Source organism: Enterococcus sp. 7E2_DIV0204 (assembly GCF_002140855.1).
Lineage (GTDB): Bacteria > Bacillota > Bacilli > Lactobacillales > Enterococcaceae > Enterococcus_L > Enterococcus_L lemimoniae.
Window position 1 is genome coordinate 3,128,033 of the sequence record NZ_NGKY01000001.1, and the last position, 13,115, is coordinate 3,141,147.

13 protein-coding genes and 1 pseudogene are annotated in these 13,115 nt (G+C 37.5%); 2 read left to right on the plus strand and 12 right to left on the minus strand.

All coding sequences use genetic code 11. The features are described 5' to 3' along the window. Nucleotides 1-113: 113 nt before the first annotated feature. The 8 genes and pseudogenes from A5819_RS19890 to cysK form a co-directional block, all read right to left on the minus strand. Nucleotides 114-491, minus strand: a complete 378-nt coding sequence (locus tag A5819_RS19890; RefSeq protein WP_254907281.1) for an Ig-like domain-containing protein — start codon at nucleotides 489-491, stop codon at nucleotides 114-116. Between the two features lie 130 nt (nucleotides 492-621). Continuing rightward, a pseudogene (locus tag A5819_RS20135) lies at nucleotides 622-1,719 on the minus strand (adhesive domain-containing protein). 51 nt (nucleotides 1,720-1,770) lie between these two features. Then, the gene (locus A5819_RS19905) at nucleotides 1,771-1,986 is read right to left on the minus strand and encodes a hypothetical protein (protein ID WP_254907284.1); all 216 of its coding nucleotides are present in this window, start codon (nucleotides 1,984-1,986) and stop codon (nucleotides 1,771-1,773) included. A gap of 450 nt (nucleotides 1,987-2,436) precedes the next feature. Then, entirely contained in the window at nucleotides 2,437-3,075 is a 639-nt protein-coding gene (locus tag A5819_RS14520; protein ID WP_086279458.1) for a YitT family protein, read from the minus strand. 122 nt (nucleotides 3,076-3,197) lie between these two features. Continuing rightward, complete coding sequence (locus A5819_RS14525; protein ID WP_086279459.1) at nucleotides 3,198-4,547, minus strand: NADH oxidase; 1,350 nt, start codon at nucleotides 4,545-4,547, stop codon at nucleotides 3,198-3,200. Between the two features lie 254 nt (nucleotides 4,548-4,801). Then, the gene (locus A5819_RS14530; RefSeq protein WP_086279460.1) at nucleotides 4,802-5,182 is read right to left on the minus strand and encodes a RidA family protein; all 381 of its coding nucleotides are present in this window, start codon (nucleotides 5,180-5,182) and stop codon (nucleotides 4,802-4,804) included. Nucleotides 5,183-5,195: 13 nt separating this feature from the next. Beyond that, on the minus strand, nucleotides 5,196-5,633 hold the full coding sequence (perR, locus tag A5819_RS14535; protein ID WP_086279461.1) for a peroxide-responsive transcriptional repressor PerR: 438 nt from the start codon (nucleotides 5,631-5,633) through the stop codon (nucleotides 5,196-5,198). A 198-nt stretch (nucleotides 5,634-5,831) separates the two neighbouring features. After that, nucleotides 5,832-6,761, minus strand: coding sequence for a cysteine synthase A (gene cysK / locus A5819_RS14540; protein WP_086279462.1), 930 nt, complete (start codon nucleotides 6,759-6,761; stop codon nucleotides 5,832-5,834). A gap of 199 nt (nucleotides 6,762-6,960) precedes the next feature. Between cysK and A5819_RS14545 the strand changes: the two genes are divergently transcribed. Then, complete coding sequence (locus A5819_RS14545) at nucleotides 6,961-7,956, plus strand: 4-hydroxy-3-methylbut-2-enyl diphosphate reductase (protein ID WP_086279463.1); 996 nt, start codon at nucleotides 6,961-6,963, stop codon at nucleotides 7,954-7,956. Nucleotides 7,957-8,010: 54 nt separating this feature from the next. On the opposite strand, the gene A5819_RS14550 is transcribed toward A5819_RS14545, so the two are convergent. The 3 genes from A5819_RS14550 to A5819_RS14560 form a co-directional block, all read right to left on the minus strand. Beyond that, entirely contained in the window at nucleotides 8,011-8,871 is an 861-nt protein-coding gene (locus A5819_RS14550; RefSeq protein ID WP_086279464.1) for a glucosaminidase domain-containing protein, read from the minus strand. A 381-nt stretch (nucleotides 8,872-9,252) separates the two neighbouring features. Next, nucleotides 9,253-11,247 (minus strand): transketolase, encoded by a 1,995-nt coding sequence (gene tkt, locus A5819_RS14555; RefSeq protein ID WP_086279465.1) that lies wholly within the window; start codon nucleotides 11,245-11,247, stop codon nucleotides 9,253-9,255. A gap of 98 nt (nucleotides 11,248-11,345) precedes the next feature. Then, nucleotides 11,346-11,588, minus strand: coding sequence for a DUF896 family protein (locus A5819_RS14560; protein WP_069654912.1), 243 nt, complete (start codon nucleotides 11,586-11,588; stop codon nucleotides 11,346-11,348). Nucleotides 11,589-11,826: 238 nt separating this feature from the next. Here A5819_RS14560 and lexA point away from each other — a divergent pair, with 238 nt between their 5' ends. Continuing rightward, nucleotides 11,827-12,447: a transcriptional repressor LexA gene (lexA, locus tag A5819_RS14565; protein WP_176271438.1), complete on the plus strand. Its 621-nt coding sequence runs from the start codon at nucleotides 11,827-11,829 to the stop codon at nucleotides 12,445-12,447. A gap of 153 nt (nucleotides 12,448-12,600) precedes the next feature. On the opposite strand, the gene A5819_RS14570 is transcribed toward lexA, so the two are convergent. Beyond that, nucleotides 12,601-13,101 carry a dihydrofolate reductase gene (locus A5819_RS14570; RefSeq protein WP_086279467.1) on the minus strand — a complete coding sequence of 167 codons (501 nt, stop codon included), beginning with the start codon at nucleotides 13,099-13,101 and terminating at the stop codon, nucleotides 12,601-12,603. Nucleotides 13,102-13,115 lie beyond the last annotated feature (14 nt).

Consider the following 13,115-nt stretch of genomic DNA (forward strand, 5'->3'; position numbering starts at 1 on the left):
TCATGTTTTAACACTTATAGAAAGTTAATGCATTATGTTTCTGATTTATTCATCTTCTTTTTTGTTTGTACGTTTGAAGGTGAAGAAAGCAAAAGCACCTAATAATAAAGCGCCTAACACTCCTCAATTACTAAAGATTTCACCGTTATTAGGAAGATTTTTTTGTGACTACTTAGGTTTTTCAAGCCTGAGCTGCCATTATTGCCTAAGTTACTACCTTTACCAGAACCGTTGCCTGTTCCATTGCCATTTCCGTTACCATCACCTGAGTCAGCTGGTAATTTGAATTTAGCTGGTTCACTTCGATTGCCCTCTTTATCTTTCGCAATCGCAGAAACTAACTCCTTCGGTTGTGCAAAACCTATAGGGATTTCGATGACAAATGCACCCGAATCATTGGCTTCTCCACTACCTAAAACTTCTCCGTTACCATTTTCAATGACTACATCATTTCCTGGTGTTGCAATTCCTTTAATCGTATAACCTGTCATTGAATTTCCAGTAACACTATCAATGATTGGCGTTGCTAAACCAATTGGAATGATTGCGGTATAATTTCCCAGTAGGTCAGTTATACCCGTTCCAATTACAGTTTCACCCGCATTTTTAACTGAAATGATATCAACCAGGAGTCGCTGTATCCGTTACGGTATAACCAGTTGCTGAATCACCTGTGACCCCTTTCACAACTGGAGCTGTGATTACAACCGGATCAGCTGGTGTTGTGAAAGTTGTTGGTGTACTATCGACACCGTCATTTGAAGCAGTTGCTGTCAATTCTTCACTTGCACCTGCTGAACCTTGTGGAATGTTGATTGAGAAGTTTCTGCCTGTTGCTGGTCCTAATTCGATCGTTGTACCACCTGCATTTTTAATCATAACCGTATCGCCTGCAGTTGCCGTACCTGTGACTGTATAACCTGCTGCTGAAGTACGGGTTGTATTTGTTACTACCGGTGGTGCGACTACTACTGCATTTCCAGCATAATTAATATCTGATACTCCATTAGCTGTGCTGATCAAACTGACATCAATAGCATCCGCTTTTACAACCGTTCCAACAAAACGTGCATCTAGATTTTGTGCTAAACTTGTTGGGCTAATAACCGTTGTTGGAATATTGCTGGTCGTACCACCTAACACTTATGCATCAGCCAATTGATTGACTCCAGAACCGACAATTCCCACCAATGGAAGAGCCAAATTAATGGCCGTATCTACTGTACCTTTAACTGGAAGTAATGCAGTGTTGATTGCAGCTGCAACTAAATTGCTGCAAATCCCACTACCTGTCGCATGTAAAGCATCAACTGCTGCTTTTAAATCTTGTAAAAGAGAGGAGACATTCTGTGCCAAAACTAAGCCTAGTCCGTCATCCATGTCGGCATGAATATCAGTACCATCTGGAGAAAGTACTGCATTAGCGCTAAACTGAGCGCTCCCCGAATTTTCCAGATTATTTAAATGATTAACTGTCGTTAAATCCAACGTAACACCTGTCAAACTACCTAATGATCCATCAACGATATCAGTTAATAAGTTTGATAGATTATTAACTGCATTTAGTGTTCCAGTCAAGAAGGTCAAATCAGCAACGGTCAATGTGATATTTGTATCAATTTGCGCTGCTCCATTTGGAGAAACTTTGTCATTTAGTGCAGTTGGAATAGTCAAAACTGCTTGTTTTGTTCCGCTTGCGATAACTGAACCGCCTATCAATTCACTTCCGGAAATTGTAAAATTAACATTTTTCGAAGCACCGGCCGCAGCTCAACAAGCTCCAGTAGTTGTTCCACTGTTGTTCGAACTACTAATGTTGGATAAAATTTCTGCAGAAGCAGTAATTCCCCCTGGTAAATAAAATGACAGCGGAACCGTTAATGGTGCAATAACCAAACTACTTGTCAACACTAATGATAACGCACGGTATTTGTTTTGTTTTTTCGATTTATTAGTGCTTTTCTTTTTTTGCTGATTATTTTTCATGATTATCCTCTTCTTACATTCAAATTAATACCACATAACGAACAACTAGAAGCTTGCTAAATCAAATAGACACTCTCCTTTCATAAAACACGAGCAACGTAAAAATTAAATTAAGCTTCCACCCATGGATTTTATAATCTTTATAATATTTTGAGAAATGATATGAATCGTAAATGCTTATTTTTTTTAATTTTATAATAATAATTCAAAAAAACTTTTATAAAAAGACCTGAAATGTTGATTTAAAAGCAATTGTAAACTTATATATGCTAATGTTTTTGTAACCAAACTGTTATAAAATATACCTTTAATATTATACAGTTAATACTAAGGAACTTAAAGAAACCAAAGGAAGCGCTATCATTTAAAGCTTTCATCTAAAATATAGCCGACGCAAAAAAAAACAAAGCAACTGAGTTGCTTTGTTTTTTTATGTATAGATTTTGTTTGTTAGGATCCCACTTTACTTTTTATACTTTTTTCGATTATTGGCTGACTCACTTTTTTATTCCAAAAATCAATTAATGGTCCAGTAAAAAAAGCATTAATTACTGTACCGATTCCAACTGGACCTCCAAAAATAAAAGCTAGCACAACGAAAAAGATATCTTGGCTCACTCGAACGGATCGATAGTGAAATTTAGTGCGTTCAACTATAATTGGGGCGATAGCATCATATGGAGCGTTCCCGAGCTTTGCTGACATATAAAACGACGCACCGAATGTAAAAATCAACACACCAATTACGAGTGCCAAACTTTGAGTGAAAAAATTGATTTTAATAGTGATAAAATCCGTATAAATCCACGTGTAAAAATCAATAAAAAAACCAGTAAGAACCATATTAATAACTGTTCCGATACCGATGTAGCTTCTTCCAAGAATAAAAACAATTCCTAAAATAATAAAGTTAATCATCAATTGATAAACACCTAAAGAAAGTCCCAGAACATTCCCGATACCAATATTCGCTGCAGTATACGGATCTAAGCCGACTTGACCAATCCGTAACGTGGCTGCACCAAAGGCTAGAATTGCCACTCCAATCAAAGCATATAGAGAGCGCATTGCTCGTTCTCTTATTTCCATTTTCCAACACCTCATTTAAGTTTACTCATTAAGCATCTCAAAAAAGTCTTTAAAATGCAAAATATTCTACTTATTCACATAAAAAAACCTAGGTCTGAATTCAGCTCTAGGTTTTTTTATCATTATTTTTCAGCTATATCTTTTAATGCCGCTTGTGCTAATAAGTTCAAGTAGTTCCATGGGCGGTCAAAATGGGGCTGGAAGAAGAAATCAGATAAAGCTAGATCTTCTACAGTCATTTTATTTTGGACTGCCAATGATAACGTATTAGCGGATTGAGTAATATCGTATTTAGACATTAATTGTCCTCCAACAATACGATTTGAGCCCTTTTCATAAACTAATTCCATCATGACATTTTCCGTTGTTGGCATGAACTCTGGACGATAGTTATCTTCAAATTGTGTTGCTTCTACCTCCAAATTGTTCATTTTCGCACTTTCTAGAGTAACACCAGTTGAGCCGATTTTCCAGCCAAATAAATATAAACCAGAAGTTCCTTGTGTCCCACGATAAGAAAGTTTTTCTTCTGTTAAATTATACCCAACTAACATTCCTTGTCTAACAGCATTTGTTGCTAATGGAATATAATTTGTTGTATTGCTTGGATTATAGTGTACAACTGCACTATCACCAGCAGCAAGAATATCTGGATTGCTTGATCTCATAAATTTATCGACTACGATCGCACCATTAGGTAACATATCTACCTTATCTTTAAGCAATGTTGTGTTTGGACTGAAACCAACACACATAATCACCATGTCAGCATCAAACTCTTGACTAGGAGTAATGACTTTATTCACATGTCCGCTTGCATCCGCTTGGAATTCTTGAACATTTTCACCTAAAGCTAAAGTAACACCACGATCAACAAGTTCTTTTTCCAAAACGTCTGTAAATGGTTTGTCCAGATATTTATTTAAAATACGGTCTAAACCATCGATCAAAGTAACATCTTTACCTGATTCTACAAAAGCTTCTACCAATTCGATACCAATGTAACCTCCACCAACAACGACAACTTTCTTCGCATCTTTTGCACGTTCGATAATTACGTTTGCTTGGTTAAAGTTTTTACATAATAAAATGTTTTCAGCATCGATTCCCTTGATTGGAGGAACGATTGGCCACGAACCTGTGGTCATGACTAATTTATCATATTCTTTTGTTTCAACTTTGCCTGTGTTCAAATCTTTTGCAGTGATTGTTTTATGATCAACATCGATGGTTTCGACTTCATGTTCCATTTTAACTGTAGCACCTAGTGACGCTAGTTCTTCAGGACTTGAATAGAATAAACTGTCAGCCTCCTTCACTACTCCTCCAACATATAGCGCGATACCACATGATAAAAATGATACATTATCATTTCGTTCATAAACGGTTACCTCCGCATTTGGGTGATTTGTTAAAATACTTTTGACTGCAGCTGTTCCTGCATGCGTACATCCTACGACTACGACTTTCATTTTGTAAATCCCTTCTTTCAAGTTAAATGTTTCACCAACGATTTTAATAAAAATCTATTGGTATACTAAAAATATAACAAAGTGAGGATGCGTATTCGAGTTCTTTGCTTGTGAATCACTAACTTATTTTTTCACAAACTCCTCTATTTTTAACTGTTTTTTCATTTGAATAATCATTCTATTTGAAAGGAATGCCGTTTTTACAACAAAAAAAGCTAAGAAACATTCGTTTCTTAGCTTGTGAAATCAAAGAATTATTCATTAACCATCGCAATAATTTCTATCTCAATCAGAACATCTTTAGGTAAGCGGGCTACTTCTACAGCTGACCTAGCTGGTAAATGATTTGTAAATGCTGTAGCATAAACTTCGTTAAACGCAACAAAGTCGTTCATGTCTTTTAAAAAGCAAGTTGTTTTAACAATATGATCAAAGTCACTCCCTACTTCTGCGAGAATGGCTGCGATATTTTTCAAAACTTGTTGTGTTTGCTCTTCTATGGTAGTACCAGTAACATCTCCAGTCTCAGGATTTAACGGGACTTGACCTGAAGCAAATAATAGCCCATTCACAATATTTCCCTGTACATAAGGGCCGATTGCTTTTGGTGCCTTATCCGTGTGGATTGATCTCATTCTATCACTCATTTCATTCTTTTTTGGCTTTTTGACAATTAGGACATAATCCATATAATTCTAGTCGGTGTTCGTTGATTTCAAAGCCAGTCAATTTACTTGCTGCCATCTCTACATCTTCCAAGCCCGGATAATGGAAATCAACAATTTTGCCACAATTTTGGCAGATTGCATGGTAGTGTTTTTTTGAACTAAAGTCAAATCGGCTAGATGCATCACCATAATTCATTTCCTGAACAAAACCAATATCAGTAAACAAACGTAAATTATTATAAACAGTCGCAACACTCATATTTGGAAAACGATTTTCTAGTGAACGATAAATTTCATCAGCTGTTGGATGGCTATGATTCTCAATTAGATATTCCAAGATTGCATATCTTTGAGGAGTAATACGAATATTGGCTTCTTTTAATTCTTCAAGTGCATTCTTTACCAATATGTTATCCATTTGGTTCCCCTCCCAGTCTTCTTTCCTAAATGATACTATTTCTAATCTGACTTGACAAGAATAATCGTGCAAATAGTAGGGGAAATGGCAGGTTTATCTCAATTTTTTGTATTTTTTTAAACTATTACATACTATTTGAGTGGTTGATCAAGTAAAAAAGAGAAGACGCAAATTTACGTCTTCTCTTTCAATCGCTAGTTATTCAGGAAAATTATATAAAGCCGTTGACAGATATCGTTCCCCGTTATCAGGAATAACAGTCAGTACTTTTTTCCCAGCACCTAACTCTTTGGCAACTTGGATTGCAGCGTTTACGGCTGCCCCTGCTGAGATTCCAACAAGTAAACCTTCTTTAGTTGCTAATTGACGGGCGGTTTCCATAGCCTCTTCACTTGGTACTGCAATTATTTCACTATAAATTTCTGTATTTAACACTTTTGGAATAAAACCAGCGCCGATCCCCTGAATTTTATGCGGTCCTGGAGAACCGCCTTCTAAAACAGGTGATTCGGTTGGTTCTACAGCAACAATCGAAATTTTTGGATAAACACGTTTTAACTCTTTCCCAACACCTGTAATCGTGCCACCAGTACCTACTCCAGCCACAAATGCATCCAAACCGGCCGGTCCAAAAACATCCTGAATTTCTTTGCCAGTCCTTTTTTCATGAGTTGAAGGATTAGCTGGATTATCAAACTGCATCGGCATGAAAAAGCCATCTTTTTCAGATAACGTTGTCGCTTTGGCAATTGCACCTTTCATTCCTTCAGCTCCTGGAGTCAACAATAACTCAGCACCGTACGCCTGCATTAATTTTCTACGCTCAATACTCATTGTATCAGGCATTACGATAACGACTTTATAGCCTTTTGCAGCGCCGACCATTGCCAAACCAATTCCAGTATTCCCACTAGTAGGTTCTACAATTGTATCTCCCGCTTTCAGTTGGCCATTTTTTTCAGCAGTCTCGATCATACTTAAAGCAATCCGATCTTTTACACTTCCACCGGGATTGAAAAATTCAAGTTTCACAAAAACGTCAGCCGCTCCATCCGGGACAATCTGACCTAACTTTACAATGGGTGTCTTCCCTATCAATTCAGTAACTGAGTTAAAAATTTGAGTCATGATTCATTCCTCCAGTTTGATATTCATATAGCTAAAAAATCTGTCTTGTGTTTATAATAGCTTATATCAACTTATCTGGCTATCATTTTGCAACTGTTAGTCAATTGATAAGTTCTCTTTAAACAAATTTAACAAACATGTTGTAATGTTGTATAGTATAGGAGACTTTAAAAATAGTAAAGTAGGAGTTATTTTATTTATGAAAATTATTAATATTAGTCCGCGAGGCTATTGTTATGGGGTTGTTGATGCAATGGTCATCGCTAGAAATGCCTCGCTTGATGAAAATTTGCCTCGCCCGATTTATATCTTAGGGATGATCGTTCATAATAAACATGTGACTGACGCCTTTGAAAGCATCGGGATCCGCACTTTAGATGGAGCTAGTCGTGAAGATATTTTAGCACAAGTTGATCAAGGAACGGTTATCTTTACAGCTCACGGAACTTCACCAAAAGTCAAACGATTAGCGGTTGAAAAAGGCTTGACCGTGATTGATGCAACTTGTCCTGATGTGACGATCACCCATGAGTTGATTGAAACAAAGGTTACAGAAGGCTATGAAATCATTTATATTGGTAAAAAAAATCATCCTGAACCTGAAGGCGCTTTGGGTGTATCGCCAGAACATGTTCATTTAGTCGCTAATCAAGCAGATATTGCTGATTTAGACTTACACTCTGATAAAATTTTTGTCACCAACCAAACAACCATGAGCCAATGGGATGTTAGCGATTTGATGGAATTGATTAAAAAAAAATATCGTAATGTGCTTATTCATAAAGATATTTGTAAAGCAACTCAAGTTCGCCAAGAAGCCGTTGTTGAGCAAGCACAAGGTTGTGACTTAACGCTCGTTGTTGGTGATCCTAAAAGTAATAACAGCAATCGTTTAGCTCAAGTTTCCATTGAACAGGCTGGTGTTCCTGCCCACCGCATATCTAATGTATCACAAATCGATCCTAAATGGTTATATGATGTGGAGCAAGTAGCCGTGACGGCAGGTGCTTCTACTCCAACACAAATTGTCCGCGAAGTTCTTGACTATTTAAAACAGTTTGATGTAAATAATTCTTTAACACATTCAATGGAGTCAACTACAACTTCGGAGTCGATTCTACCTCGCCCGAGAATCAAAGATCTAACTAAAAATCGTCAACGTCGTTTAGAAGAATTGCGATCTGGAAAACGATAAAAATAAAGCTATCAACAATTCGTCATCCAGATGACGAATTGTTGATAGCTTTTCTTAGGCAACTTGTAACACTTGTCCTACAGTGATCAATTCAGCTGTAATACCATTTGAAGCCATCAATTGATCCACTGAAACTCCGTATTTTTCAGCGATTCCCCAAAGAGTGTCACCAGAGGCTACTGTGTATGTTTGCCCAGCAACTGTAGCACTACTCTGTCCAATTGCTGTTTGATCGCTACTTGCTTGGTTTTCATAACCTGTAGTGGCTACGGTACTACCACTATCGTACGCTGTTAAACCGTAGGCAGAAATCAACCAGTTCAATTTACTTGCATAGTTAGGATCCGTTGCATAGCGACCAGCTAAAGCCGCTGTTGCATCCATATAACTCGTTGTATTACTTTTCCATACACCAGAGTAATGATAGTTACCACTTGAAGCTATCGTTGTTTTAAGCACGTTAGCATGGTCTTGAAACGACTCAGTATAGGATGGATAACTTCTAAATGGTTCGGTTACAGTGACCCATTCACCGTTCAAATATTCAGCTGTAGGCATATAAACTGTTTGTCCGCCATAGCTTCCTTTGACACCGAATAAATTATAGTTTGGAGCCGCGGCTAAACCTGAAGTTCCATAACTACTCTCTAATAATGCTTGAGCAATCATGACAGAGGCATATAAATCATTTGCATCCGCTACTGAAGCAGCTGAGTATCCAATAGAATCAATAAATGCTTGTTGTGAAACTGCTCCTTGAGTTTCAACTTCTGTTGCTTGAACACCCAATGGTAACAGATTCCCTGCGACAGGAAGAAATACTAATGAAGTCCCAATCACAGAAACCATTCTTTTATGATTATTCTTCTGTGTTTTTTGTTGGTGTCTACTACTTCTTGTTTTGATCTCGTCCATTCATTTGTTCCTCCTCAATAGAACATCGTAACATCATTTTACTCGTGGAATTTTTTATAAACAATTATTTACTCCTGAAATTTGAAGTTTTAAAGTGAGCGTAATCTAGCTGAAATTTTTGTTTTATAATTTCAGGTGCAATTGTTTTGTTCAGTTTACATAGTGTCTGTTTTTCGACTGGATTTTCCGGCAAGAATCCTTTAGTTTTCTATTTATTAACTTTTTTCTAATAAATAGAAAACTATTGCAAATATTACACAAATATTACATTCTCTCTTCTATTTAGTTTTTTACAAATCATACAATCTATTTACCCAACAAAAAAAGCAAAAGTCCAGCTGATTAGGACTTTTGCTTTTTCACTAACTAAATACTTGCTATTTATAACTCATTATATTTTGTTACGACATTTTCAACTGTAAAGCCAAATTCTTTTAAGACTAAATCGCCAGGAGCAGAAGCGCCAAAGTGATTGATCGTCACAGTTGTACCGGCTGTACCAACATAACGTTCCCACCCAAATGGTGAAGCCGCTTCGATTGCCACACGCTTAGTCACAGCTTTAGGTAAAACAGATTCTTTATATTCTGCTGTTTGCTTTTCAAATAAATCGAAACTTGGCATTGAAACGACTGAAACATCTTGACCTTGTTCTGCCAATGCTTTTTGAGTTTCAATGGCTAAGTTCACTTCTGAACCAGTTGCAATTAGGATTCCTTCTGGTTTGTCCCCTTTTTGCTTAGAAATCACATATGCACCTTTTTGAACTAGCTCTCCAGCATGTTCTTTAGTTCCTTCAATAACTGGTAAGTTTTGGCGACTTAAAACTAAAACAGTCGGAGCATCTTTAGTCGTCATAGCTATTTTCCATGCAGCAACTGTTTCGTTTCCATCAGCTGGACGAATCACTTGAACACCAGGCATGCAACGAATACTTGCTAATTGCTCAACAGGTTCATGCGTTGGGCCATCTTCCCCTACCGCTACAGAATCATGCGTCAGTACATAAGTTACAGGAGTATTTTGAATCGCTGCTAAACGAACCGCAGGACGTAAATAATCAGTAAAGACAAAGAATGTTCCACCATATACACGGCTACCACCATGTAATTGAATTCCGTTCATCGCTGCAGCCATGGCAAACTCACGAACGCCAAACCAAATATTGCGGCCTTCATATTGACCTGGTTCAAAATCTTTTTCTGCTGCAACCATTGTATTGTTTGATGCAGATAAATCAGCGGAACCACCCCAAAAACCTGGAACAGCTTTAGAGATTGCTTGAATTGTTTCTTTACTTGTTACGCGACTTGCAGCACTTGACCCTACCTCATAAGTTGGTAATTCGTTATCCCAATTTTCAGGAAGTTCATCCGCAAAAGCTTGTTTGAATTGTTTTGCTAATTCAGGATGTGCTTTTGTATAGTTTGCAAACATGTCATTCCAGTTAGTTTCAGCTTTGCCGCCTTTTTCTATCATTGTTTCTTTAAAACGAGCAGCAACTTCTTCCGGAACAGTAAAATCAGGATATTCCCAACCATAAACAGCTTTAGCCGCAGTAATACCATCTGCTCCGATTGGGGCACCATGAACAGAAGATGTGCCTTCTTTTGGAGCACCATAACCAATAACTGTTTTGACTTCGATCAAGGTTGGTTTATCTGATTCAGCTTTAGCTGTTTCAATTGCTTTAGAAATTTCTTCTAAATCATTACCATCTTTCACTAAAATATGTTGCCAACCGTATGCTTCATAACGAGCTCCAACATTTTCTGTGAAGGCTTTTGAAGTTGGCCCATCTAAAGAGATATCATTTGAATCGTATAATACGATCAGTTTGCCCAATTTCATGTGCCCAGCCATCGAGCTCGCTTCTTGAGAAACACCTTCCATCAAATCGCCATCGCCGCATAAAGCATACGTATAGTGATCGATCACAGGGAAACTATCGCGATTATATGTCGCAGCAGTGTGCGCTTCAGCCATCGCCATTCCAACTGCCATTGCAATCCCTTGACCTAAAGGACCAGTAGTCGCTTCAACACCATCTGTATGATGGACTTCAGGATGCCCTGGAGTTTTACTACCCCATTGACGGAAACTCTTCAAATCATCCATTGTTACACCGTATCCTGCTAAATGAAGTAAGCTATAAAGCATTGCAGAACCATGACCTGCAGAAAGAATGAAGCGGTCTCTATCTACCCAATTTCTAGCAGTTTTTGGGTTAACTTTCAAATGTTTTGTCCAAAGTGCATATGCCATAGGTGCAGCACCCATTGGTAAGCCAGGATGGCCTGAGTTTGCTTTTTGTACCGCTTCAATACTCAATGTACGAATCGTGTTGACTCCTAACTGATCAGTGTTGTCAAACAAAAAAATCATCTCCTATTTAGGTTTTTTTTACCTTTATTAACTATAGTTTAGCGTATTTTGTTTATGAAAGCAATTACTTTTAGTAAAAAAAACTGAAATTATTTTCTATTATGCAGGCCTTTTGCCTTTTGGATCTCTTTTAACTTCTCTGGTGTAACGTCGTTTCCTTTAGGATCAACGACTTTCATGCCTTCGATATGGTGACGCATACCGCCGCGGAAAGCAGCTAGATATTCTTGACGAAGCACTTTTTGTTCTTCTTTTTCTTTTTCAGTCAACTCATTTTCTTTTGCTTTTTTGGCAAGTTCGTTGATACGGTTCATTTTTTCTGATGATAACATGCTTTTGCCTCCTTTACTTTCCATGTCTATCTTATAAGATGAGCGCCAAAAATACAACTATATTCTTAATAAAAAAGGGAAACAAAAACTATTAGATACAGAAATTAGTATTGAAAAACCTACTTACTTTTTAGTAAAAATAACCTAAATCCATGTTTATCATAAACACGAACGCTTGTTTGATTCCTGTACAAAACTATGGTACACTAAAAATATAAATTGAAAGAAGGTGCGGATTGTGGTGAAACGTACAGACACAAGACAAATCGAAGTACTAAAATATATATATGAACAAGTTGAACTTAAAGGCTACCCTCCAACTGTAAGAGAAATTGGAAAAGCAGTTGACCTTTCCTCGACATCCACTGTCCATGGCCATTTAGCCCGTTTAGAGAAAAAAGGGATGATCCTGCGTGATCCTACAAAGCCAAGAGCCATTGAGTTAACAGCGGACGGTCTAGAAAGAATTGGGGTCAAACCTACTGTGATCCCTATGCTTGGTGTTGTTACAGCTGGTGAACCTATTTTAGCAGTTGAAGAAGCATCTGACTTCTTCCCGCTTCCGCCTGATCTAAGAACAGAAGAAAATGCTTTATTCATGCTGACGATTCGAGGAGAAAGTATGATCAATGCTGGGATATTAGATGGTGATCAAGTCATTGTCCGCAAACAAAGTACTGCCTCAAACGGTGATATCGTTATCGCTATGACTGATGAAGATGAAGCAACCTGTAAACGTTTCTTTAAAGAAACGGATCATGTTCGTCTTCAGCCAGAAAATGATGCTTTGGATCCAATTATTTTAAATAATGTCAGTATCTTAGGTAAAGTTGTTGGTTTATATCGCAATCATATTTAGAAACAAAGAGGTTGGGACAAAAGCGGATAATTCTGAAAAATAAGAAAGATCGCTGCTACCTACCGTTTATTCGGATAATAATAGCCTGATACATAACGTGAAGAGTTATGTATCAGGCTATTTGTTTCTTTTATATAAGTAGCATAAATAATTTTACTCTGCAGTCACTTTACGCTGATAGGTCTCAAATTGGTAAGCATAACGATTATTTTCATCTTGCTCCCCTTCACTTAAGTTGATCAATGTCCAATCATCCCAAGCAACAGCAGGAAATTTGGTATCACCTTCAAATGAATGATCAATAACAGTGCGATACAACACATCACAATAAGGTAAAAAATCCTCATATACCGCTGAACCACCTGAAATAAACGTAATTCCAGCAAAAGATCTTGCGTATTCGAGCACCTCTCCCACAGTATGAAATACAGTGACTCCTTCTGCTTGGTATCCTTTATCTCTGGTTAAAACAATTGTTTGACGATTTGGTAACGGGCGGCTACCCATTCCCTCAAAAGTCTTTCTACCCATCACAATAGTATTATCTTCCGTCATTTGTTTAAAAAACTTTAGATCATTTGGCAAATGCCAAGGTAAGCGATTTTTCTTTCCAATCGTTCCTTGTTCATCTTGTGCCCATATGGCTGCTAACATCGGGGAACTCCTTT